Here is a 22747-nt window from a genome sequence, read left to right as displayed (position 1 = left end):
GCACTTGTGCTCTTCATTACTCTCCCTCAGCCGTACTGGGCCCCACCAACGGGATTTATCCCGCTCATTGTAGCCTACAGCAGCTCGCGCCGCAGTTCTTCTGCCGATCTTGGGGACAGGTGGCCGAGCGGAATGTCGAATACCGTCTTGGCTCCTGTCTGGCCTTCCTGCTTCAGACGCACAGCAGCACGGGCATAGGCAGCCAGGACGCTGGCGGTGAATTCCGGGTTGCTGTCCAGCTTCAGCCCGAATTCGGCGATCTGCTTGCTTCCGCCTCCGGTCACTCCGCTGCGGATGACGAAGCCGCCATGCGGCATTCCTGAATGCTCAGCAGCAAGCTCCTCGTCCGTAATGAATCGAACCGTTGTGTCGTAATCGGCGAAATAGTTCGGCATCTCTACAATCGTCCGGGTAATGGCATCGCGGTCAGCTCCTGCTTCAGCCACTACGTAGCATTCCCGGCGGTGCTTCTCGCGGGTGGACAGCTGCGGGGTCTCGCCTCCGCGAATGCTGTCAATAACCTCCTGGACCGGCACGGTATATTGCACGCCTGCCTTGACACCGGGAACCCGGCGGATCGCATCTGAATGCCCCTGGCTGACTCCTGTACCCCAGAACGTATAATCTTCGCCTACCGGCAGGATGGACTGCATCAGCAGCCGGTTCATAGAGAACATGCCCGGGTCCCAGCCGGTGGAGATCACACTTACGCTGCCGCCTTCGCGGGCAGACTTGTCCACCGCAGCGAAGAAATCAGGGATTTTGGCATGAGTGTCAAAGCTGTCCACCGTATTAAATAACCGGGCCAGCTGCGGAGTCTGCTCCGGCAGATCTGTTGCGGAACCGCCGCACAGAATCATTACATCAATCTTGCCTATGTACTGCTCGGCGGCTGAGATGTGCTCGGTGCGCGTTCCTGTGATGTCTGCCAGCTGCTGCGGATCTCTGCGGGTGAATATGGCTACCAGCTCCATATCGGAGTTCTGCTCAATGGCCTGCTGTACCCCTTTACCCAAATTTCCGTATCCGACGATGCCTACTCTAATGGTTGATGTCATGTCTGTAATATCCTCCCTTGCCGGTTAACCCGGAGATATGAATCCTTCAAAAGTTAAGTATATATACATTACACAAAATGTAAACATTAAGTTGCACAGCCGCACCGCCAGATTATTGTCCCGTTCCCCAAAAACCCTCCAGAATGAATTTCAACTATGCCCACGCCATAGACTAACGCCCCGCATACATTAACCTAGTCAAAGTCATTTTCATGTATGCCAATATTAGCTCAAAAGGAGCTGGAAACCAGTGAACTCAGCAACGAAGCTTACCGGACGCGTCATCTACAAAGGTGATCCGGGTTATGAGGCCGCGCGCAAAAATTGGGACCCGCATACCGACCGATTCCCCAAAGTATTCGTGTTCGCCCAGAAGACTCAGGATGTAGCCAATGCTATCAAATGGGCCAACGAGCACCGGATTCCCATCCGGCCCAGAGGCGGCAGACATGCGCTGGAGGTCAATCTGTCCCAGGTGAACGGCGGAATCGTCATTGATGTCAGTGAAATGAACAGCATCAAGCTAAACAAAAAAACAGGGACAGCCGTCGTCGGAGCCGGAAATACAGTGGGGAGAATCGCCCATACGCTTGCCCGGAAGGGGTATATGGCACCTTTCGGGGACAGTCCTACCGTGGGAATCGGCGGCATTACACTTGGCGGCGGCATCGGCCCGCTTCAGCGTACCCTTGGGCTCGTCAGCGATAATCTGGTGGAGCTTGAAATGGTCGATGCCAAGGGCAGAATTATTATTGCGAATAAGAAAAGTAATGCCGATCTGCTCTGGGCTTCCCGTGGCGGCGGCGGAGGCAACTTCGGCGTGTGCACCCGTTACAAATTCAAAGTACGCCCGGCTCCTGCTACAGCAACGGTATTCCGCATCACCTGGCCCTGGGGCCAGTTCGAGAAGGTCCTTAAGACCTGGCAGCGCTGGGCTCCCTCTGTGAATACCAGACTGGGCAGCGAATTATCCATCGGTCCCAAAAAAGGCGGAAATGTCAGCATGCTGGGACTGTTCCTCGGATCTAAGGCTGAGGCTGTCCGCCTCTTGAAGCCCATTACAAGTGTAGGAACCCCTACGATCCAAACGATCCGTTCCCTGCCTTATCCGCAAGTGGTCAGCTTCTTGTTAGCTCCCGATCCGGTACAGACTCAGCGCTTCAGCAACCAGTTCTCCAGCGCCTTTGCAAGGAAACCGTTCCCGGATCAGGCATTCAAGCCGATGCGTGAGTTCCTGGAGAAGGTGGAGGGGAAAGACGCCGGGTTCTTTTTCCTCAACTGGGGTGGGGCTGTAAGCCGTAAATCTCCTAAATCTACTGCCTTCTACTGGCGAAAGGCCAAATTCTACGTGGAGTGGAACAGCTCATGGATCAAGAAATCGGATGCCGCCAAAAATATATTCTACGTCCGCAACACCCGCCGCAAGCTGCAGCCGTTCATCGTGGGAAGCTACATCAATGTGCCTGACCAGGGCATCAAGCATTCCGGCCCGGTCTATTATGGAACGAACTATGCCAGATTACGCAGAGTCAAGGCGAAATATGATCCCGGGAATGTATTCAACAATCCGCAGAGTATCCCGCCAGCCCGAACTACAAGCTAATGGCGGGCCGGTAAAGATGAAACCTGTATGAATTGAGCATGAAAACATAAAGCAGCGGTTCTCCATCCCAAGACGGGAGAACCGCTGCTTTATTGATGTATAAGCTATACAAGAGTACCAGACTTATTGGGCTGAATTCGCCAGGAATTCATCAATCTGACGCTGCACCTCTGCGATGATGGTGTCGATACCGGCTGCCTTAACCTGCTGCTGGAGCTTGGCCAGACCCGCGTCTACATCCTTCACCGTTCCGTATTCCAGCGGAATGCCGTATTGCAGCATCACATTGCCGACATTGGCCACTTCGGTCTTCACCTTGCTGTTGTCGAAGACGAAGGTCTCCAGCGGATAGTGATACACTTCACCTTCCCATTTGTCAGTCAGGGCGTTCGCTTCATCCGGGAAGGAAGCATTATCACGGTTCAGCGGGGAGTTGAAGCCCCAGTTGGAGAAGCCGGTGTAGTTGGCATTCTTCTCGGCGTTCGTGAATTTATCTTCGCCGACCGGATTATAGTGTACAGCACTAATGCCGTTCATGATCAGATCATGCAGTTCCTTATCGTTCTGGAGCAGATCAATCATCATCAGCGCACGTTCCGGCTGCTTGGAGGTGGAGTGAATCGCTACGCCGTTCTGCGTAGAGACGGCAACGGATTTTTTCTTATCCGGGTTAATATCGGCCAGAGCCAGCTCATACGGGGAGTTCTTCTCCCGCATATCGGTCATCAAGGCGCCAAGCGTACCCAGATTGTGGGTGATGGAGGCTGCCTTGCCGGCCTTGAATTCCTGCTGATGATCCAGCTTGCTGTTCAGTGCGCTCTTCGACCAGGCGTTGTTCTCGGCCAGATCTTTATAATAGTAGACAAGCTCCTTGAATTCAGGAGTCTCATATAAGTTGAATACCTTGCCGGCCGGATCATCCAGCTTGAAGCCCATCGGCAGATCGAGGTCGAACAGATTCCATTCGTTCTGCTGCTTGAGCAGGATCCGGTCCAGATTATGCAGCTTCCAGTCTCCGGTCTCCGGTACGAATGGGGTAACCCCCTTCTCTTTACCGGATATAGTCTTGAGATAGTTGGCGTACGCCTCCGGGCTGTTGATCTCCGGCAGATTATATTTTTTGCGCAGGTCTTCGCGGTACAGAATCAGCTTCTCCACGGTTTCGCCACGGTTCTGAGGCACCATATACAGCTTGCCGTTCACCTTCGCCTGACCCCAGGCTACCTCAGGCATCGCCTTCCAGGTCATCGGAGCATATTTCTCCAGCATCTCGTTCGTCAGCTCCAGGAACCCGCCCTTGAGTGCCTGGTCGTTATAGCCTGCCCAGTTGGCGGCATAGATCAGATCGAAGTCCTCGTTAGCCGCCAGCTTAAGCGGATATTTCTGCGCCCAGTCGGACCAGTCCAGGAATTCGGCTTCCAGTGTGGCGTTGATTTTCTCCTTCAGCTTCTTATTGATCTCTCCGAATACCTGATCGTAATCAACCGGCTTCGGACCTACGAAGATCATCTTCAAGGTAACAGGCTGGGATGTATCCACAGTGCCGGAATCTGCGGCGGGCTGATTGGTTCCGGCAGCTTCCGTTGCTGCAGCTGAGGCCTTCGGCTCCGCTGCGTTCCCTCCGGTATTGCCGTTACCGCCTCCGCACGCGCTAAGCAGAGAGATCATCAGGATACTGGACATCAGTGTCATTGCTTTTTTCTTATTCACTAGAATTTCCCCCCAGCTATATGTGTGTAATCGCTTACAAGAACAGTATAATAAAAAATCCTCGCCCCGCTAATATAGGCATTCAACGATAACACATACTTTTGCAACGACTTTTAGGGCGGGATAACATAATATTCCTGCATGGGCCTATAATAAAAAAGATCCCGGGCAACATCCGCCCGGGTCTGTATTCACATCAGCTTCTTAATCTCATCCAGCGGCAAATCAACGGCTTTGGATACCGCCTCGGGAGTGAATCCGTTGAGCAGCAGCTTACGGATAATCTCCGCCTGGCCTTTCTCCATACCTTCCGCTATGCCCTCTTCATAACCCCAACGCTTCCAAGCTGGCATTAGTTCCATAATGGCTTCCCCCTCCTCCGGATAGTGATCTATTAATTCTCTTAGAATCTCCTCATCCTGTGCCCGGTCCGGCTTAAAGTACAAATCTGCCACGGACATGATCAGTGCCAATCGGCCCTGATCCAGCCGCGCTCTCAGCTTCATGAACATCCGCAGAAATTCCCGGCGCACTTCTCTTGCTTCTCTTGTAGTATAACCCATCTTCGCCAATAACGCAGCAGCCACAGCATTATCTGAATCGATGAACCGCCGCCAGTTCTGCTTACGCAGCTCCACCTTAAGAAACTGGAAGCGCAGAATGTTGTGTTCCGGGATGGACATCTCCAGCGTGTCCTGTTCCTCCCTGACCTCATCCGAGGTAAAGATCGCAATAGGGATAATGAGTTTGTGATCTTTACGGTATCGCTCAAACAGGCGGCTGAAATAAATAAACATCCGGTCACGAAATTCATGATCCTTGTACGATTGCGGCTCCAGGTGAATTAGAATGTAACCGTCCAGCCCTTTGTAACGAGTCTCCAGCAGCAGATCCAGCTCCCGCGCCTCCTCGCCAACAATATCCACCAGCAATTCCTGCATCAGAAATCGGGTCTCACTATAGTCGAGCACATCGCCCAGCTCAGGAAAGAACAAATCAATGAATTCCTGATAAAAAGTTTCCAGCAGCTTTTTAAAAGCCTCATCATGCGGTATAGAAATCTCTATCGCCTCCCGGGTCAAGTGTCGGACTTCTCGCATGTAATTATATTCCATAATTCAGTGGTTGTATATAATAAAAGGAACATACATTCGCATTTAAATGTGCTAACCCTGCTCCATAGCGTCATGCTTTCATTCTCAAACCTCCACCTCAATAGAAGAAAATCCCTATCTAAGTGTTTTTTGTTTTAACCACGCTTGTATGGAGCAGCATGGTTGCACTTCGTGCAGGATCTCCCTAAAATCTAACAACAAAAAACGGCACCGTCTTACCAGCCGGGTGAGGCTGATTCAGACAGTGCCGCCCCTAAGGCAACAGAGATGATAGTGATCTGCTGCTTATTTCTCCAGGAATCCGGTAGACGGATTGGTGATGAAGAAGCCTTCCTGTGGCACATAGAAATACTGAATCCAGACGCCGTCGAGCAGCGGTTCGCGAGTATCCAGCAGAATCTCGATATCCTTATCTGTAGCAACCACTTCATCGTGCTCAGTAGGTGTATCCAGCGCTACATCATAGTGTCCGTGATCTCCGTGATTCTGGGTGATGACCACGCGGATTTTCTTGCCTTCCGCTTCCGGGCTGTTCAGCATATCTTTTAGAACCTTAGCTGCATTGCGGTTAATTTTTACTTTCATCCTCTGGCGACCTCTATTCTACTTAGTATGAAATCAGAAATTCATTATAACATATTATAAGGTGCTATAGATAATTAAGTGGTTATTCCAGTGAGTAGACTACAGATCACCACTTCAGCCAAGTGGAAACGGCTTTGCCGTCCTTTTAAAGGACTGTACCGTTTAAGCGGGAAATAAAAAGCTGCTCCAATCAGCCATATTTCACGGCTTGCGGGACAGCTTCTCATATGTGTACTTCTATTATGAAGCGTTCTGGTTCGACAGGGCGGCTAACACTTCATTCGTGACGTCCTTCCCGCCCTTGAAGTTGGTGATGAACGCGCCGATGGAATAGATCGGGCCCCAGGGAATCCCCCACCAGCCCACTAGGAACGTCAGCAGGGTGTACTTCAAGCCTTTTTTGACGGAGCCCTCGCCCGCCTTGATGAAATAGATGTCCGAGCTACGTCTGAATGTCATCAGGACAACAGAGAAGCAATACGTGTAGATCACGAATTTGCCGCCTTGCTGAATCTGGCTCATTATATTGCCGCCGTCCATGTTCTCGATCCCTTTTATGATCATAGGAAATCCCCTTTAATGGTTGTTAATAATCATATACCGTAGGGATGACAGACTGAAACAGCAGACAGATATTTGTAAAAGTGAGCTGACGGCAGACGCGGATTACTCCAACTCAGCTCCATTACTGGCGATTACCCTTTGATACCAGAAAAAGCTGTCTTTGCGGGAGCGGTCCAGCGTACCCTTGCCTTCGTTATCCTTATCCACATAGATGAAGCCGTAGCGCTTCTTCATCTCTCCGGTGCCTGCACTGACCAGATCGATGCAGCCCCAGGAGGTGTATCCGATCAAATCCACGCCGTCAGCCAGCGCCTCACCCATCGCCCGGACATGCTCCCGCAGATATTCGATCCGGTAATTGTCCTTAATTGAACCATCTGCTTCTAAGGTATCCACTGCGCCAAGGCCGTTCTCCACCACCATCATCGGCAGTCCGTAACGGTTGTAGATATTATTCAGGGACCACCGCAGGCCTTGCGGGTCAATCTGCCATTCCCACGCGCTTGCCTGCAAATACGGGTTCTTCAGACCCAGCGACATATTGCCGCCAACCGACTCCTGATCCGGGGCTGCACTCACGCAGGTGGACGAATAGTAGCTGAAGGTGTAGAAGTCCACACAGCCTTCCTTAAGTATCTGCCCGTCACCTGCCTCCATCTGCAGCTCAATCTGCTTCTCCTGGAAGTATCGCAGCGCGAAGCCCGGATAAGTGCCTCTCACCTGAACATCGGAGCAGAGGAAATTACTCAGATTATCCTTTTGCTGGGCCAGCAGTACATCCTCGGGATTACAGGTCAGCGGGTAAGAGCACATGTAGGCAATCATACAGCCGATCTGAAAATCCTTATGAATCTCATGTCCCAGCTTCACGGCTCTGGCACTGGCGATGAACTGGTGATGGAGCGCCTGGTATCTTAGCTGCTCATTGTCGGTTTGCGCAGACGCAGTCAACTCGGCATTACCCTCCGGCTTCATCGCCCCGGCCATGAATGTCCCGAACGGCATCGTGAGGATGTTGATCTCATTGAAGGTCAGCCAATACTTCACGCTGTGCTTGTAGCGGTTAAAGATCACCTCGCAGTAACGGATGTAGAAATCGATCGTTCTGCGGTCCGCCCATCCGTTATAAGCTTCAGCCAGATGGTAAGGTGCTTCATAATGCGAGATCGTCACCAGCGGTTCGATCCCGTGCTTGGCCAGCTCGGCAAACACCCGGTCATAGAACTGCAGCCCTTCTTCACTTGGCATGGCATCATCCCCGTTCGGGAAGATTCGCGACCAGGCGATGGACATGCGGAACACCTTGAAGCCCATCTCGGCGAACAGCGCGATATCCTCTTCGTACCGGTGATAGAAATCAACCGCTTCATGACTCGGATAATTAGCCCCGGCTTCCAGCACCGGAGTAATTCTCCGGGAGACCGTATGCGTTCCCGCGGTCATGACATCTGCTGTGCTTAACCCCTTGCCTCCCGCATCGAACCCGCCTTCGAGCTGATTCGCAGCCGTTGCCCCGCCCCACAGGAAATTTGCCGGAAAACTTCTGTTGTTCACACTTACATTCACGTTCTTATTCATATTCGTTCCTCCTGAGATTGAATTAGGATAACGTTTAGATCATGACAGTCAGCAGATTCTCCCGGTAATCGACGCTCTTCTGGTCCGTCTCAATAACGTCGAGATACTCACCGGAATTGGAGATGATCACAGGCGTAGTCAGCGTATAGCCCGCCTCTCTGATCGCGGCAACGTCGAACTCCATGAGCAGCTGGCCTTTGGTGACGGTATCTCCTTGCTTGGCCCGGGGGGTGAAGTGTTTGCCCTTCAATTTGACCGTGTCCTTCCCGACATGAATCAGAATATCGACCCCGTTATCACTGGTGATGCCGATCGCATGGCCGGAGGCGAATAAGGTGGTCAGTACCCCGTCAACGGGAGAGTACACCTTGCCTTCCAGCGGTTCAATCGCTATCCCTTTGCCCATTGCGCCAGTAGAAAAAGCTTCGTCCGTCAGCTCCGACAAGGCTCTGATCTGGCCCTTCAGCGGACTTCCCACCGTCTCCTGCTTCACCAGATTGCTCCGGGCAGTCCCGCCGCTCTTGCTGTCCACTGCTTCCTCATCCTTGAACCCAGAGAAGAAGACAAGAATGAACCCGAGAATGAAGCTGATTACAATGGCGGCAATCGCGCCGTAGAAGCCTTTATCCATCCCGTCAGGGCTAATGTAGCTTGGGATACCGAAGATCCCCAGACCGCCGAGAATATAGCCTTTGGTGCCCATCAGACCGACGATACCGCCGCCGACCGCCGCCGCGACACAGCTTAAGATGAACGGCTTCTTGCGCGGCAGCGTAATCCCGTAAATGGCAGGCTCCGTAACTCCGAAGATCCCTGAGATAATAGCCGGAATCGACAATGACTTCAGCTTGGCATTCTTGGTGCGCAGCATAATCGCCAGCACAGCACCGGTCTGGGCAAACGAAGCGCCGAAGGAAGCCGCCAGAATCGGATCGGATTTCAGTACAGCCATGTTATTGAGGGCAATCGGCACCAGACCCCAGTGCAGCCCGAAGATCACAAAGACCTGCCAGAACGCGCCTACCAGCAGCCCCTCAATAACCGGACTAAGGTTGTAGAGGAACAAGGTTCCCTGCCCCAGCAGCTGTCCGGCCCAGGTGGAGACCGGTCCGATTGCAATCAGCGCCAGCGGAACGGTGACCAGCAGGGTGAAGAATGGGACGAGGAAGGTACGCACCACGCTCGGCGTCACTTTTCGGAAGAAGGCTTCCAGCTTGGAGCCAATATAAGTCGAGATGATGATCGGAATAACGCTGGAGGTATAGGACATCAGGATGACCGGAATCCCCAGGAAGGTAATGTACACAGGCGATTCAAAGATCGTTCCGCTAAAAAGCGTGTACAGCGGTTCGCCCGCCGCCGTGATCGTGCCAAAGGACGGGTACACCAGCGTAGCGCCTATCGCCATCCCGATAAAGATGTTGGCCCCGAATTTCTTAGCCGAGGTATACCCCAGGAAGATCGGGAAGAAGTAGAACAGGCAATCCCCGAGCGCATTCAGAATCTGGTAGGTCCCCGACTCCTTGGTGAGGAGTCCCACAGTTAGAAACAGGGCGGTGAAGCCCTTAATCATCCCGGTCGCTGCCAGTACACCAAGGGTCGGCGAGAATACGCCGGAGATCATGTCGATGAAGCTGTTGAACAGACCCATTTTCTCACCGGAGGCTGTCTCTGATCCGCCTTCCTGCAATCCGCCCGCTGTCATCACCTGGGCATAGACCTCAGACACATGATTGCCGATCACGACCTGATACTGGCCGCCGCTCTGAATTACCGTTACAATTCCGTCCATGTTCTTCAGCACATCTGTATTGGCCACCGCCTCATTCTTCAGCTTGAAGCGCAGACGGGTCACGCAATGGCTGAGTCCGTTGATATTCTCCTTGCCGCCGACATGCTTGATAATATCCTTGGCTAGTGCCTCATATTTCATAGTAAGTCCTCCCGTTTCCTGATGAATGATAAGCAAAAGGCGAAACCATCCCGGCAGCTTCCTGCCTGATTTGGTTTCGCCTGCATGACCAGTAACAATCCAAGTGGTTTTATTCAGTTTGTCTTTGTGTTACCCGCTGAATGTGAATCGTCAGATACAGGATTTCTTCATCCAGGAGCTTCAGGTCCAGATACTTCTCAATTTTGAGCACACAGTGATGCGCCTTCCTGTATTTCATCCTCACCTGCTTGAGCAGAAAATCGTCCACGGACTCCTCAGACTCCTGCTTGCGCGAGCGCTGGAAGAAATAACGCAAATGGGTGATGAACCGTTCGTAGCTGACGGTATTCTCATCAATCTCGTTGTTATAGGAATACTTCACAATATTGAGGATGTCATCAATCTGCTGGGTCTGCCTGGTAAGATCTGCAATCTTGTTGCCTGAGCTGTTCATTTGCGCATTAATCAGATGGAGTGCAATGTTCCCGGCCTCATCCTCCGGTAGGCGGATACGGGTATCCTGCTCAATCATCCCCATAGCATGGTGTCCGATGGCATACTCCCTCGGATAACAGCGCTGAATCTCCCAGAGAAGCGGATTGTCATTATGGATGCCCTGCTCATGAAGCCTCAGCGCATGAGTCAAATGATCCGTCAGGGTCACATAGATATAATCGCTCAGCCGGGCCTTCAGCGTCTGCTTGGCATACTCGATAATGTCATAGCTTAAGGCTACATATTCGGCGGGGGCATCCGCCATTAAGGCCTTGAATTTCTCGGACGCGTCATTTCGCTTCAGTACAAATGTCTTCTCGATCAGGGATACATCCACCGGATCGCCCGGGCTCTTCTTGAAGCCAATGCCGCGTCCCATAACAACCAATTCATCCTTACCTGAATCCTTGGCAATAATGGCATTGTTATTGAAAATCTTCTCGATAATCAACCAAGCTGCCCTCCTTTACCCCGAATTTCATTTGGCACTGCTTACAGGATGTTAGGCGGGTCAAGGTTCCTTGCAGCGTCCCGCAGGGTCCTTAACATAAAGAAAGGCAAAACCCAAAACACGTGACCATGTTTTGGGTTTTGCCTTTGCAGTAACAATCCCAAATTCAGAATAGCACTGAATTTCACTTTTGGCAACAAAAATGTTTGCGCTTACAAAAATCCGATCCGAAAAAAAAGAGTGTCCCCTATTCACTGGGAACACTCCTCTTCTCTACGCCTGAGCTCAGACCGATGACGAACTCACGCTCTGAGCATTACCCCACCGCAGCTTATACAGCTCCGGCAATACCACACCCAGCAGCACCAGCACCACTCCGGTCCATTGCAGAAGACTTACATGCTCTTGCAATACGAACGAGGACATTAAGACAGCCACAGGCAGTTCGACGGCGCCCAGAATACCGGCCATCCCTCCGCCGATATGCGGAACCCCGATGGCGAACAGCAGCGGCGGGATAAAGGCGCCGAACAAGCCCAGCAGGAAGCCGAACAGCAGCAGCGGTCCCCATAGCATACCGTTAAACAGGAAGGTCGGCGGGAACAGGATACACAGCAGCACTAGGCCGCCAGTGACCATCCAGGCGCTCCGGTAGGCCGGATGGGCCGAAGGAACGGCTTTGCCGCTGAAGATAATGAACATCGAATAGCTGACTGCCGATAATAATCCCAGCAGCAGCCCCAGCAGGTTAAACTCGGCAGCTCCCTGATTCAGAATACCTGCGGCCAGCAGGGTTCCGCCGAACAGCAGGATCAGCGTCAGCACCGTGATTTTGTCTGGGCGCTGACGTTTGCTTACCGCCTGAATCAGCACACTGATCCAGGTGAACTGGAACAGCAGGATAATCGCCAGCGAAGCCGGAATATACCGGAGCGACTGGTAGTACAGCAGACCCGTAACCACGGTTGGCGCACCGGCCATCATCAAGAGCAGTCTATGCTTCCAGGTCAGCCGGGTGGGAGCCGCTTTGGCGGACGCCGCAACGTTCGCTGTGCTGCGCTGTTTGCGGTTCGCTCTAAGCTTGGTATATAACGCGAGCAGCCAGGCGAGAATACAGCCGGTTAAGAGCTGAGTGCCGACCACCTCTCCCAGCTTGTAACCTTGCCCGTAAGCCAATACAACAATCGTTGATAAAATGCCGTAGCTCATAGCGCCTACAAGTACGGAGATTAAATATTTCATATCTTTCATGTCTGTTATGCCTCCTGAATCTTCTGATCTGAATGTTGCTGCGTCAAGGTCAAGGACCGCAGAGACGCAAAAAATCCTAACTCCGGGACAGGGACCGCTGGTTCATGGTCCTTATCATCGTAGTTAGGAAGAGTAGGCTTCCTGTAGAAACCCTCGCCCTGTGATATCTGAATGGCTGCGAGGTTATACGAGAACAATATAGAGTTATGAAATTATTGCCTGGTTGACGACTCTTTGTATGTTACACGCCAAGTGAGCTGACGTCAACCTATATTTCTTTTAAATTTGAAATTCACCGTACGTAGACCTCTTTTTAATCAATTCTCCAGCCAATGAACAATAACAAACACAGTCCCCCCTCTCCCAAATTATGATAAAATATAACTCAATTCAGCAGTTCATTCGAAAGGAGCCTTACATATGGTGAAGACCCGTCCTCAATCCGGCGCGATCGTAAAAATTTGAAACATTGACAAGTTTCGATACGTAGCAGTCTGTAATAGCCTTCATTCCAATCCCATTTCATGTGATTCAAGCTGCTATCCCCAAATATACTACTACGGAGGAGGTGTAGATCCTGAACAGATCCGGGCCCGTTAAGCTATTCGGCATGATTGCCGGAGTTGTCATCTTAAATGTCATTGTTCTATCTCCCGGCCTGCTAGGTGTCGAGATCGGCGGAAGCCCGCTGGAAACGGCATCGGCAGTAACCCTGCTAATCATCAGTCTGCTGGTCGTCCTATACGGCAGTTACACCTTGCTCTTCAAACCTCCGGCTGCCAAGCCCGTCAGCGTGCAATTAGAGACGCGGGAGGATTACATTGCCGGCCTCGGCCGTCACCGGAATGTGAAGGTGCTGAAGGATGATATCTCCCTCGCCTTGGACCAGATGGAGCGGATTGAGAAGAAGAAGACCGCACTGCTCCAGGTGCTGGGCCGCAGGTTCGATCCGGCTGAGCTCAGCTTCCGCAAGTTTCATTCCGTCATTATGGAGGTTGAGAAGCTCTTCTACCTGAATATCCGGGGGCTTCTGAACAAGCTTAGTGTATTCGATGCCGCGGAGTTCGCCAAATTCAGCGCCGATAACGCGTCAAGCCGGTTCTCCAGTTCCCTGATTCAGAAGAAAACTGCGCTATACAATGAATATCTCTCTTATGTCAAAGGCTGCCTCGGGGCCAATGAGGAAATTCTGTTGAAGCTGGATCAGCTGCTGCTGGAGATTACCGAGCTGGGCAGCGCAGATTATAGCAATGTGGAAGAAATGCCATGCATGCAGGAATTAACCGCCCTGATCGGGCAGACGAAACTCTATCAGTAAGGAAAGGGAGATGAACCTATGAGGAAAGGCAAAACACTGTTCATACTCGGCATTATCGCCGCATCCGTCTTCGCACTTGTCTATTTCGGAATTACCTTAACGTCCAATCTGGGCAAATCCAAGACAGAAATCTCTGCCGAAGACGCCGACAAAAGACTCAACCGCATCTATAAGGATATCAACGTGACCAGTGCTGAGCCTGTAAAAGGGCAGATCGATCTTGATCCGGCATCCATCGGCGATTCGTTGCCCGATATCTCCAAGTTCCCCATCTCCATAGAGAGCACCACGGATAGCTTCGTCGAGATTTTCTCCTCCACGGAGAAATCAGGAACAGGCAATGACGGCTGGCTGAATGAGGTCGCCGCAGACTTCAACGCTGCCGGTATTACAATAGACGGCAAACCCGCCTCAGTCAAAATCCGCAACATCGCTTCCGGCACAGCCGCTGATTATATCCGGTCCGGCAAATATGTGCCTGACGCCTTCACCCCCTCTAATGAGCTATGGGGCGAGATGGTCAAAGCCAGCGGCGTGCAGGCCGAATTGGTTACGAAGCGCCTGACCGGCAACGTAGCCGGAGTGGTAATGAGCAAACAGAAATACGATCAGCTGGTCGATAAATACGGCTCAATCAACGTGAAGACGATTACTGATGCCATTGCGGCTAATGAGCTGGCGATGGGGTACACCGATCCTTTTGCCAGCTCCACGGGGCTTAATTTCCTGGTCACCGCACTGAGCACGTTCGACAGTACGGATCTGCTGGGAGACAAGGCGGTTCAAGGCTTCGAGAAGTTCCAGGCCAACGTGCCCTTCATCGCCTCCACCACCCTGCAAATGCGGGAAGCGGCGAAATCCGGCATGCTGGATGCCTTCGTCCTTGAGTATCAGACCTTCGTCAATGCGAAGGATCTGACCAGCGGCTATGTATTCACCCCGTTCGGGGTAAGACATGACAGCCCGCTGTATGCACTCGGGCAGCTGCCGCCGGAGAAGCTGGCGATCATTAAGAAATTCGGCGAATTCGTCCAGCAGGATAAGTACCAGAAGACGGCTGCGGACAAGGGCTTCAACGGCCTGGCGGACTACGTCTCCGAGCTGGCACCGGTTGACGGTGCCATTCTCTCCTCAGCCCAGAAGCTCTGGAAGGAGAAAAAGAACGGCAGCAAACCGATTGCGGCAGTGTTCGTAGCCGATGTCTCAGGCAGCATGGCCGGCGAGCCGCTGAACCGTCTCAAGGAGTCTCTGCTGAAGGGCCAAAAATTCCTCGGCAAGGACAACAGCATCGGCTTTGTCTCCTATTCCAGTGATGTGACCATCAATCTGCCCATAGGCAAATATGATACCAATCAGCAGTCCATGTTCGTAGGAGCGATTAACAGCCTTCAGCCTGTGGGCGGCACGGCTACCTTCGACGGGTTGGTGGTTGCGATGAAGATGCTGAAGGATGAGCTGGCGGTGAACCCGGATATGAAGCCCCTGATCTTCGTGCTTAGCGACGGGGAGACCAACGAAGGCCATTCCCTGGATGATATCCGCGGCCTGATCGAGACTTACAAAATTCCGGTATACACCATCGGGTATAATGCCAATATCAAGGCACTGGAGAGCATTTCAAGCATCAACGAGGCGGCCAATATCAACGCTGACACAGAGGATGTAGTTTACAAAATCGGAAACCTGCTCAACGTGCAAATGTAGACTTTATATTCTGAAGGAGGGTTCATATGTCATTCACCATGGAAATTCCCAGCCCCGAGAAGCTGAAATCGGTCATCGAGGAGCAGGTCCAGCCGGAGCCGGAGGAAGTCACCCGGCTTAAGGAGCAGGCGATTAATAATGTCTCCAGTATCCTGGAGCTGGACTTCGAGTCTCTCGAGAAACGCAAGGCCGTGCTGCAGTCGATTGACAGCTTCGGGATGGGCACCATGCGCTCCTCGTCGGAGAAGAACTCCCTGCTTCAGGTATCGGTGGGCAATCTGTCCAAGACCGGGGATGAAGGCGGCCAGGTCGCCAAGGGATTAACCGAGCTGCATCAGCAGCTCAAGGATCTGGACCCCAGCGCGGTCGATTTCGCCAAAAGCGGGTTCCTCGGCAAGTTTTTCCATCCCCTGCGTAATTATTTCGCCAAATATCAAAAGGCCGATGCCGTCATCTCAGATATTATTCTATCCCTGGATAAAGGCAAAGCCGTGCTGAAGAATGACAACACGACACTTGAGATTGAACAGCAGACCCTGCGGGAGCTGACCAAGCGGCTTAAGAAGGAGATTCAGCTCGGCATCCTGATGGATGAGGAAATCGAGAAGCAGATTGAAGCTGCCAAGCAGCGCAGTGAAGATGAGGATAAGGTGCGTTTCATTACGGAGGAGGTCCTGTTCCCGCTGCGCCAGCGGGTGATGGATCTGCAGCAGATGCTCGTGGTCAATCAGCAGGGCATTATGGCCATCGAGGTTGTCATCCGCAACAACAAGGAACTGATCCGCGGAGTCGACAGAGCGAGGAATGTTACGGTATCTGCGCTCAAAATTTCGGTTACAGTCGCCAGCGCCTTGTATAACCAGAAGATCGTGCTCCAAAAAATCGAGCTGCTGAACCAGACCACCGACAATCTGATCAGCGGCACCTCCAGAATGCTAAAGGAGCAGGGTGCAGCCATTCACAAGCAATCGCTCGAAACCAGTATTTCGGTCGATACGCTGAAGCAGGCCTTCACCGACGTCCTCTCTGCCCTGGATTCGATCAGCACCTACAAGCAGGAGGCGCTCCCCAAGATGCGCGAGACGATTATCCAATTCCGGGAGCTGGCAGATAACGGGGAACAGCAGATTCAGCGGCTGGAAAAGGGCAATACGCTCGGGCTGTAGCATCACTCCCCATATTTAACGCAAAACAGAGCATGGCGGCGGATACGCCGGTGCTCTGTTTTTTTGCTGTCTATTTTCCTTTTGCTGTCTACTTCCCTTTATTCAGTAAGCCTGTCACCATTCTGCTCAACGTCCCTTGATCGATGAAAGGAGCGAGGCTTGCCAGCAGATCCGGGCTGAGCTGATCCGCTTCGACTTCACCAAGCAACTTCTCAAGCTTTCCCCTGTCCAGAAAAGGAGCGAGGCCTGTGAGCCGGTTTCCATCGACAGTACCTTCTGCCACCCGGTCCACTAGAAGACCTAACGTCTCCCTGCTAACAAAGGGGGCCAGTCCTTGAATGGAATTCCAGCTGGGGCTGTCCCCTCTGGCTTGCTGCACCAACCCGTCCAGCTGTTCCCGTTCCAGAAACGGGGCGATGCCCACAAGATTGTTCACCTCTCTGGAACCCTCTGCTGATTGATCGACCAGCCGGCTTAAGGTGCTGCTGCTAACAAACGGGGCAAGTCCGGAAATGACATTCCAAGCTATTTCTTTCTTTTCAGCTTGACGAACCAGTTCATCTAGTGTACCTGTTCCAAGGAAAGGAGCCAGCCGCATGATCACCTCTAGCTTAATCACGCTGCTGTCTATGCCTTCTGTAACCTTTTGCAGAGTACTTGCTTTTACAAACGGCGCTATTTCTACCAGCTCATCCATCTCCAGCTTACCGGTATTGACCAGCTCTGCCACCTGGCCCGGCCTGTTCTCTGCGAACTTCTCAACAATCAAGCCTATGTGCGGGTGCTCCCGGCTGTCTGCGTGGTCTCCTGCATTCAGAATATCGTCTACCGTTCTGCCGAATAACCTAGCAACCTGCGGAAGTGTTCCAATATCCGGCAGCGAGTCGCCCCGCTCCCATTTCGATACCGCCTGATGACTTACATTCAGTTGATCGGCAAGCTCCAGTTGGGTCCAGTCCTGGTCTTTGCGAAGCCGCGATATATAAGCCCCAATTCTACGCAAGTCGAGCATGATATCCCTCCGAGATTATAAAATGTACAGTGCACACTGTCGAAAACAGCATAGCATTTCAGCATGCACAATCCTATCAATTGCTGGTTGAATGGCTGCATACCCTCTGATTCAACTGCCGGTAGAATGTGCTTTTAACATTAAATGGGTTGTATACTATTCCTTATTATTGTATATTTATTCAACCGGCAATTATTGCTGATTTCTCATCTACCGGGGGATACACCGATGCATTTTTTGAATATCAACCAGCTTACTTCAGAGCAGATTCTGGATATCTTTGAATTAACCGACCGGCTTCGTCTGCGAAAATCAGAACCGCTGCTCGCAGACAAAACCATGATTCTCTTCTTCCCGCAGACCAGTCTGCGTACAAGGGTCAGCTTCGAGAAAGGCATCAGTGATCTGGGCGGGGCCTGCATTACCTTTCCGCCGGAGACGCTTGACAAGAAAGAAGCGCCGGGCGATATCGTCCGCTACCTGGAGAACTGGGGGGATGGCATCATTGCCAGAATCCCGGATCTGTGCAAACTGGAGGAGCTGTCTGCATACGCCTCTGTTCCCGTTATTAATGCAATGACCGCACATAATCATCCCTGCGAGATTATGGCTGACCTGTATGCTCTGCGCACCCTCCGGGACAACTACCGGGAGCTGACCTACACCTTCGTGGGACCGCCCGGCAATATATCAAGAACCTGGCTGGAGGCGGCGCAAGCCCTGAATCTATCCTTCCATCATGTATGCACGCCAGGTCATGAGATGGACAGCGGCAATCACCCGGGCTATACCTTTCATACGAGCCTGGACAGCGTGCTGCCGGAGAGCGATGTGATTCTTACCGATTCATTGCCCAAGGATTTCCTGACCCCGGAGTATATCGGCGCCTATCAGATTACACTGGACCGGATGAAGCAGACAAGACCCGGGGCACTGCTGAACCCCTGTCCTCCCTTCTTCCGCAATGAGGAGGTCAGTGAAGAGGTGATTGCTTCGCCTTATTTTGCCGGATTCGGGTTCAAGAAAAGCCTGATCTACCTTCAGCAGGCCATCCTGATCTATTGCTTATCGCACTGATTCTACCTGACCATGAGTCCCAGCCTACCGGTTCATTTTCTCTTTCATGCAAAGCTTTTAGGGCTTAAGCTGTATATTTGAAACTGCCCGTTTCTCCGATATCTTATTAGAACAGGATTTGTTCGTATGTTTACCACATTGGCTGAAGGGGAGAATGACTATGAAGGCTTTACAATTACTATCCAGAAAAACAGGTGTCCTTCTGCTCGTGCTGCTACTGGCGGCACTCGGTACAGTTGGGGGCGGCAGACAGTCACATACGGCAGCAGCGGCAGCTTCTGCGAAATCATATGTGTACTATGTCTCTGACGATGTTTTATACCGTGTGACCACAGATGGAAGTGAGACACAGAAGATCGTTGAGAATTATGACGGCAACGGATTAGATTCAACCGGCAAATATCTGTATTTTTATTATGATGACGGTATGGGAATTCAGCGGCTATCTCTGAGCGATCCCGATGCTTTAATTACCAGCTTCCTCGGGGACCGGAATATCCTCTTTTACCTGTTCGAGGGTCCCTATCTGTACTTCCTGGATGATACAGGACACATCTACCGCACCTTGGCCGACGCTGACGATGATTCACAGCTTACCCTTATCGCAGACAATGCCGATGTGAATTTCCGGGCCTTCGACGTCTTGGGCGGGCGAATCTATTATAATGCGCTGAAGAACAACACTACCTGGGTTGCTTCGAGGTCCCGCGACGGGAGTGGAGCCATTCAGTGGATTGCCAGCGGAGCGATTCAGAAGAGCAAATTTTATCATCCTTATGCTACAAGTATTAACCTTATGATTGACAACAAACCTGCCGAAACCGAGTATTCTCTGAACTCAATGGTGCTCTACACTCTCCCTCTAAGCGGTGGAGCTCCCAAAGCAGCCAATGCCAAAAACCCGCTTGAATCCAATGCCGCCACTGCCGGTAGCTGGTCCGACCATTATTTTCTGTTCAACAAAGGCATTAAAGTGGACGCTGCTGGCGAGGAGCTGGATTATAACACCGGCAAAGGCTTCCTGATGGATAAGAACGGGAAGATCCTGCAGCTCAGCCAGAACAGTGTGACCAGCATCAGCGAGATTGCTGCGAATAAGCTGGTTTATGCAGATTCCAAAGGCAAAGCCTACATCAGCACGCTGGCCAACGGCAAAATCATCGCCTCCAAGGCGCTGCCGCTGACGAATGTTCAAGATGTCAGAACGGTTAAGAACGGAACGACGCTCACCACCGTATTGTTCACCGCAGCCGATGCTTACGTCCTGAATGCCGATTCATCCTTGACCAAAATGACGGGCGTTGAGTCCGATTACTCTGTAATTACAGACAACATTCCCGGCTTGTATTATATCAATGGTCTGGATAACGACTGCCTGTACCGGTACAGCAATGACGGCAAAACCAAAATCAAGCTGTCCACTGGTCCGGTTAGCTACTTAGCACTGGTCTCCGCGAAGTAATATACAGAGAGAATAAGCCGGAATTTCCGATATCGGAAGTTTCGGCTTTTTTAAGATGCGAATAGATAAAGTTCAGTTTATAACAGAGACTTGCCTATGAAAAGACTTCATTCCCGGTATACATTGGGAGTAGGCGTTATAGATAATTACAGAAAGCAGGCTGGCAATGAATATATCTATCAAGCTAACCGGACCGGATGAAGCCTATATCATCAAAAATATGTTACCGCTCTATCTGCATGATCTGTCGGGACATTACGGACTTGTGGAGGGGCATCTTCCTAACCGGCACGGTATCTTTGAGGATACGGACGAATACCGGACGCTGGCAGATCAGTATGACGTGCAGAATATTTGGTGGGACAAGCCGGGCATTCTGTACCCTTTTCTGATTCAAGCTAATTCGATGCCGGCAGGCTTCGCCCTCATCGCCACCCCTCCTCACTGCGCGCAGGGCGTTGATTATTTCGTGAACGACTTCTTTCTACTGCAGCCCTTCAGAGGGACAGGAATCGCGGAAGAGGCGGCGGTGTTGGTGTTTGAACAATTCCGGGGTGAATGGGAGCTGTTCACGAATCCGGCGGCGAAGAATATAACCGGACAGAAATTTTGGCGGAAGACCGTCTCCCGCTATACACAGGGGAAATATACCGAAAGAACCGGAGAGACTTTTGACGGCAATAAGCTTGCCTTCAGGTTTGATAACCGGGGATTACAACCGCTCTAACCCAACCGCCAAAAGGCTGATCCGCCGGACATACCGGCAGTCAGCCTCTTCCACATGCAAGGATTCACGGCAGGATTGGCAAGTTAATCTCCTTGGTATTCTTGCCTTCTCCGGTCTTCATAATCATGTTCATCGATTCCGGCTTATCCAGCAGATTGCTGCCGAAATAATGTTCAAAGCCCTCATAGGTTCCAGTACCTGTCGGTGACCATATCTCGGTGGTTCCGTACTTGGCTGTCGACTGAATTTCATTCCTGTGTACTGCGCCAGATATCTTTTGCCTGTTCTCCCATGTAATCTCAGACTCGTTTTTAATTTTGACTACAGTGCGGATCATCAAGGGAGAGAGCTCAACCTGCTCGAGCGTCACTTGAATCCCCTCCAGCATGAAATCCTCCCCCGGCCGGACAATGACTGTCTGCTGCTTTTTGAATTTCGGGTCAAGCTTGAAGCTGATCTTGAGTCTCGGGGAATAATGCACATCGGCTACATTGACACCCTTCGCCAGATCTTTCATTTTCCCTTTATCCATTGAGGCAATCTGGAAATCCGCTTCCAGCTGCTCCGGGAACGGCTTGCTCCGGTCCAGAAGGATGGCGCCGCGCCCGTAAAAAACACGCTTATCATCGTGTCCATTGTTTTTAGCATGGGCGCCGATCCCACCCCCGTTCTCAAGATCATAGCCGGTTGCCGGATTCTTGATTCTCGCACTGTTAACACTATAGATCTCCTGTCCTTCCGCGACATTTGCTGTATACAAAAAGATGATTTTATTCTCATCCGCCGTTACTGCATTCAGGGTAATCCGGTAATCCCCGCTGGCTGCGCTTTGATTAATTTCCTGAATATAGCCGTGCCGGATGGCCGTATCCAGTGTAGGTGCCTCTGAATCAGAAGAATAGAGCCGCTTGAACATTTCCAGCCCGCCCCAGTTCACTTCTCCGGCAGGTCCGGCAGCACGAGGTGCCGCATCATGAATGACCGGAATGAGGAACAGAATGATTGCGGCAATCGCGGCTGCGGCGATTCCGAGGAAGGAGCCTTTGGTGAGTCTGCCCTGCCAGCTTTTTCGGCGTCCGCGCTCGATTCCCGCCTGAACAGCCTGCCTAATCTCATTGCCTCCGGCGTCTGCTCCGGCTTCCTTGTGTATACGTGCCGCATCCGTCAGCATCGCCTGCTCTTCCCTACTATTGTCCATCCCACTCACCCCGGTTCTTCATAATGGTCCTAAGCTGCTTCAGCCCTTTGTGCTGCCAGGTTTTGACGGTTCCCTCCGGCTTGCCCAGCAGGACTGCGATTTCGGCCAAGGTCATGTCGTTATAATATTTGAGCAGCAGCACATGGCGGTATTTCACCTTCACCTGCGAGAGCGCCCACTGCATTTCCATAGATTCGGTACTGTTATGAATGACGGCCTCCTGCATATGTTCTGCCGCTGTGGGAACCGCCTTCTTCATTCTGCGCTGCTCGTCTATGCAGACATAGATTAATATTCGGATCAGCCAGGTTTTGAACGCGCCTGAGTCCTTAAGGGTCCTTCGCTTCATCCACGCCCGGCAAGTCGTCTCCTGCAACGCTTCCAGCGCGTCATTACGGTTGCCCAGATAACTGTAGGCAATAGAATATAACTGGTCGCTGTGCTCCATCAACGCTTTGACGAAATCTGTCTCTTCAAGCGGCACAGCGGCAGTGACCCGCTTCATCTCTGCGCCTGACATCGTCATCTCTCCCTCTCCTCTCCATCTTTTTTTACATGAATTAGACGGAGAGGTTATGCAAACAGTTTTAGTCTGCGGTAATTATTTTATAATCCTCATGAACAACAGAAAAGCCGCAATCCCCGCTGCCGGGAATATTGCGGCCTTTCTTGTTATAAAGGAAACTATAGTTTCCTTCTGCTATGAAGAAGGTGTGTTGGACCAAATGTATGTGAAAAAC

General features: G+C 51.7%; 19 protein-coding genes. 7 read left to right on the top strand and 12 right to left on the bottom strand.

Going from position 1 to position 22747, the window contains the following annotated elements:
• Nucleotides 1-74: 74 nt before the first annotated feature.
• Nucleotides 75-1058 carry a diaminopimelate dehydrogenase gene (locus tag MKY12_RS12780; protein WP_339314000.1) on the bottom strand — a complete coding sequence of 328 codons (984 nt, stop codon included), beginning with the start codon at nucleotides 1056-1058 and terminating at the stop codon, nucleotides 75-77.
• 250 nt (nucleotides 1059-1308) lie between these two features.
• On the opposite strand from MKY12_RS12780, the gene MKY12_RS12775 reads away from it, so the two are divergent.
• Entirely contained in the window at nucleotides 1309-2661 is a 1353-nt protein-coding gene (locus MKY12_RS12775) for an FAD-binding oxidoreductase (RefSeq protein ID WP_339313999.1), read from the top strand.
• A gap of 123 nt (nucleotides 2662-2784) precedes the next feature.
• Here the strand turns inward: MKY12_RS12775 and MKY12_RS12770 are convergent, their stop codons facing one another.
• The 8 genes from MKY12_RS12770 to MKY12_RS12735 form a co-directional block, all read right to left on the bottom strand.
• Nucleotides 2785-4371, bottom strand: coding sequence for an ABC transporter substrate-binding protein (locus tag MKY12_RS12770; RefSeq protein WP_339313998.1), 1587 nt, complete (start codon nucleotides 4369-4371; stop codon nucleotides 2785-2787).
• 191 nt (nucleotides 4372-4562) lie between these two features.
• On the bottom strand, nucleotides 4563-5471 hold the full coding sequence (locus tag MKY12_RS12765; RefSeq protein WP_339313997.1) for an Rpn family recombination-promoting nuclease/putative transposase: 909 nt from the start codon (nucleotides 5469-5471) through the stop codon (nucleotides 4563-4565).
• A 300-nt stretch (nucleotides 5472-5771) separates the two neighbouring features.
• Nucleotides 5772-6071 (bottom strand): heme biosynthesis protein HemY, encoded by a 300-nt coding sequence (locus tag MKY12_RS12760; protein WP_036729071.1) that lies wholly within the window; start codon nucleotides 6069-6071, stop codon nucleotides 5772-5774.
• Between the two features lie 240 nt (nucleotides 6072-6311).
• Nucleotides 6312-6635 carry a hypothetical protein gene (locus tag MKY12_RS12755; RefSeq protein WP_339313996.1) on the bottom strand — a complete coding sequence of 108 codons (324 nt, stop codon included), beginning with the start codon at nucleotides 6633-6635 and terminating at the stop codon, nucleotides 6312-6314.
• Nucleotides 6636-6737: 102 nt separating this feature from the next.
• Nucleotides 6738-8213, bottom strand: coding sequence for a 6-phospho-beta-glucosidase (locus MKY12_RS12750; protein WP_339313995.1), 1476 nt, complete (start codon nucleotides 8211-8213; stop codon nucleotides 6738-6740).
• A 34-nt stretch (nucleotides 8214-8247) separates the two neighbouring features.
• Nucleotides 8248-10146: a beta-glucoside-specific PTS transporter subunit IIABC gene (locus MKY12_RS12745; RefSeq protein ID WP_339313994.1), complete on the bottom strand. Its 1899-nt coding sequence runs from the start codon at nucleotides 10144-10146 to the stop codon at nucleotides 8248-8250.
• Between the two features lie 109 nt (nucleotides 10147-10255).
• Nucleotides 10256-11092 (bottom strand): PRD domain-containing protein, encoded by an 837-nt coding sequence (locus MKY12_RS12740; protein ID WP_339256248.1) that lies wholly within the window; start codon nucleotides 11090-11092, stop codon nucleotides 10256-10258.
• Nucleotides 11093-11377: 285 nt separating this feature from the next.
• The gene (locus tag MKY12_RS12735; RefSeq protein ID WP_036730119.1) at nucleotides 11378-12334 is read right to left on the bottom strand and encodes a DMT family transporter; all 957 of its coding nucleotides are present in this window, start codon (nucleotides 12332-12334) and stop codon (nucleotides 11378-11380) included.
• Between the two features lie 619 nt (nucleotides 12335-12953).
• On the opposite strand from MKY12_RS12735, the gene MKY12_RS12730 reads away from it, so the two are divergent.
• Genes MKY12_RS12730 through MKY12_RS12720 form a run of 3 tightly spaced genes read left to right on the top strand, consistent with a single transcriptional unit; the run spans nucleotide 12954 to nucleotide 16531 of the window.
• Nucleotides 12954-13661, top strand: a complete 708-nt coding sequence (locus MKY12_RS12730; RefSeq protein ID WP_209873353.1) for a hypothetical protein — start codon at nucleotides 12954-12956, stop codon at nucleotides 13659-13661.
• Nucleotides 13662-13679: 18 nt separating this feature from the next.
• The gene (locus MKY12_RS12725) at nucleotides 13680-15365 is read left to right on the top strand and encodes a VWA domain-containing protein (RefSeq protein WP_339313993.1); all 1686 of its coding nucleotides are present in this window, start codon (nucleotides 13680-13682) and stop codon (nucleotides 15363-15365) included.
• Nucleotides 15366-15391: 26 nt separating this feature from the next.
• The gene (locus tag MKY12_RS12720; RefSeq protein WP_339313992.1) at nucleotides 15392-16531 is read left to right on the top strand and encodes a toxic anion resistance protein; all 1140 of its coding nucleotides are present in this window, start codon (nucleotides 15392-15394) and stop codon (nucleotides 16529-16531) included.
• Between the two features lie 88 nt (nucleotides 16532-16619).
• Here MKY12_RS12720 and MKY12_RS12715 read toward each other — a convergent pair whose 3' ends face one another.
• Nucleotides 16620-17543 carry a helix-turn-helix transcriptional regulator gene (locus MKY12_RS12715; RefSeq protein ID WP_339313991.1) on the bottom strand — a complete coding sequence of 308 codons (924 nt, stop codon included), beginning with the start codon at nucleotides 17541-17543 and terminating at the stop codon, nucleotides 16620-16622.
• A 228-nt stretch (nucleotides 17544-17771) separates the two neighbouring features.
• On the opposite strand from MKY12_RS12715, the gene MKY12_RS12710 reads away from it, so the two are divergent.
• The 3 genes from MKY12_RS12710 to MKY12_RS12700 all read left to right on the top strand — a co-directional run bounded on the left by MKY12_RS12710 (nucleotide 17772) and on the right by MKY12_RS12700 (nucleotide 20809).
• Nucleotides 17772-18620 carry an ornithine carbamoyltransferase gene (locus MKY12_RS12710; protein WP_339313990.1) on the top strand — a complete coding sequence of 283 codons (849 nt, stop codon included), beginning with the start codon at nucleotides 17772-17774 and terminating at the stop codon, nucleotides 18618-18620.
• 160 nt (nucleotides 18621-18780) lie between these two features.
• The gene (locus MKY12_RS12705) at nucleotides 18781-20082 is read left to right on the top strand and encodes a DUF5050 domain-containing protein (RefSeq protein ID WP_339313988.1); all 1302 of its coding nucleotides are present in this window, start codon (nucleotides 18781-18783) and stop codon (nucleotides 20080-20082) included.
• 166 nt (nucleotides 20083-20248) lie between these two features.
• Nucleotides 20249-20809, top strand: coding sequence for a hypothetical protein (locus MKY12_RS12700; RefSeq protein ID WP_339313987.1), 561 nt, complete (start codon nucleotides 20249-20251; stop codon nucleotides 20807-20809).
• Between the two features lie 64 nt (nucleotides 20810-20873).
• Here MKY12_RS12700 and MKY12_RS12695 read toward each other — a convergent pair whose 3' ends face one another.
• Both MKY12_RS12695 and MKY12_RS12690 read right to left on the bottom strand, forming a co-directional pair.
• Nucleotides 20874-22007 (bottom strand): DUF4179 domain-containing protein, encoded by a 1134-nt coding sequence (locus MKY12_RS12695; protein ID WP_339313986.1) that lies wholly within the window; start codon nucleotides 22005-22007, stop codon nucleotides 20874-20876.
• Entirely contained in the window at nucleotides 21997-22533 is a 537-nt protein-coding gene (locus MKY12_RS12690) for a sigma-70 family RNA polymerase sigma factor (RefSeq protein ID WP_339313985.1), read from the bottom strand. Before MKY12_RS12690 ends, MKY12_RS12695 begins: the two co-directional genes overlap by 11 nt.
• Nucleotides 22534-22747: the final 214 nt, after the last annotated feature.

Source organism: Paenibacillus sp. FSL M7-0896, assembly GCF_037975415.1.
GTDB lineage: Bacteria > Bacillota > Bacilli > Paenibacillales > Paenibacillaceae > Paenibacillus_AQ > Paenibacillus_AQ silagei.
This window is presented reverse-complemented; position numbering and strand designations above follow the sequence as displayed.

Excerpts from the sequence above, each read along its gene's own strand:
- MKY12_RS12725 (WP_339313993.1), top strand. The coding sequence starts at position 13,680 with ATGAGGAAAGGCAAAACACTGTTCATACTCGGCATTATCGCCGCATCC.
- MKY12_RS12750 (WP_339313995.1), bottom strand. The coding sequence starts at position 8,213 with ATGAATAAGAACGTGAATGTAAGTGTGAACAACAGAAGTTTTCCGGCA.
- MKY12_RS12765 (WP_339313997.1), bottom strand. The coding sequence starts at position 5,471 with ATGCGAGAAGTCCGACACTTGACCCGGGAGGCGATAGAGATTTCTATA.
- MKY12_RS12735 (WP_036730119.1), bottom strand. The coding sequence starts at position 12,334 with ATGAAATATTTAATCTCCGTACTTGTAGGCGCTATGAGCTACGGCATT.
- MKY12_RS12730 (WP_209873353.1), top strand. The coding sequence starts at position 12,954 with ATGATTGCCGGAGTTGTCATCTTAAATGTCATTGTTCTATCTCCCGGC.
- MKY12_RS12755 (WP_339313996.1), bottom strand. The coding sequence starts at position 6,635 with ATGATCATAAAAGGGATCGAGAACATGGACGGCGGCAATATAATGAGC.
- MKY12_RS12700 (WP_339313987.1), top strand. The coding sequence starts at position 20,249 with ATGAATATATCTATCAAGCTAACCGGACCGGATGAAGCCTATATCATC.
- MKY12_RS12720 (WP_339313992.1), top strand. The coding sequence starts at position 15,392 with ATGTCATTCACCATGGAAATTCCCAGCCCCGAGAAGCTGAAATCGGTC.
- MKY12_RS12715 (WP_339313991.1), bottom strand. The coding sequence starts at position 17,543 with ATGCTCGACTTGCGTAGAATTGGGGCTTATATATCGCGGCTTCGCAAA.
- MKY12_RS12745 (WP_339313994.1), bottom strand. The coding sequence starts at position 10,146 with ATGAAATATGAGGCACTAGCCAAGGATATTATCAAGCATGTCGGCGGC.
- MKY12_RS12695 (WP_339313986.1), bottom strand. The coding sequence starts at position 22,007 with ATGGACAATAGTAGGGAAGAGCAGGCGATGCTGACGGATGCGGCACGT.
- MKY12_RS12705 (WP_339313988.1), top strand. The coding sequence starts at position 18,781 with ATGAAGGCTTTACAATTACTATCCAGAAAAACAGGTGTCCTTCTGCTC.
- MKY12_RS12690 (WP_339313985.1), bottom strand. The coding sequence starts at position 22,533 with ATGACGATGTCAGGCGCAGAGATGAAGCGGGTCACTGCCGCTGTGCCG.
- MKY12_RS12780 (WP_339314000.1), bottom strand. The coding sequence starts at position 1,058 with ATGACATCAACCATTAGAGTAGGCATCGTCGGATACGGAAATTTGGGT.
- MKY12_RS12710 (WP_339313990.1), top strand. The coding sequence starts at position 17,772 with ATGCATTTTTTGAATATCAACCAGCTTACTTCAGAGCAGATTCTGGAT.
- MKY12_RS12760 (WP_036729071.1), bottom strand. The coding sequence starts at position 6,071 with ATGAAAGTAAAAATTAACCGCAATGCAGCTAAGGTTCTAAAAGATATG.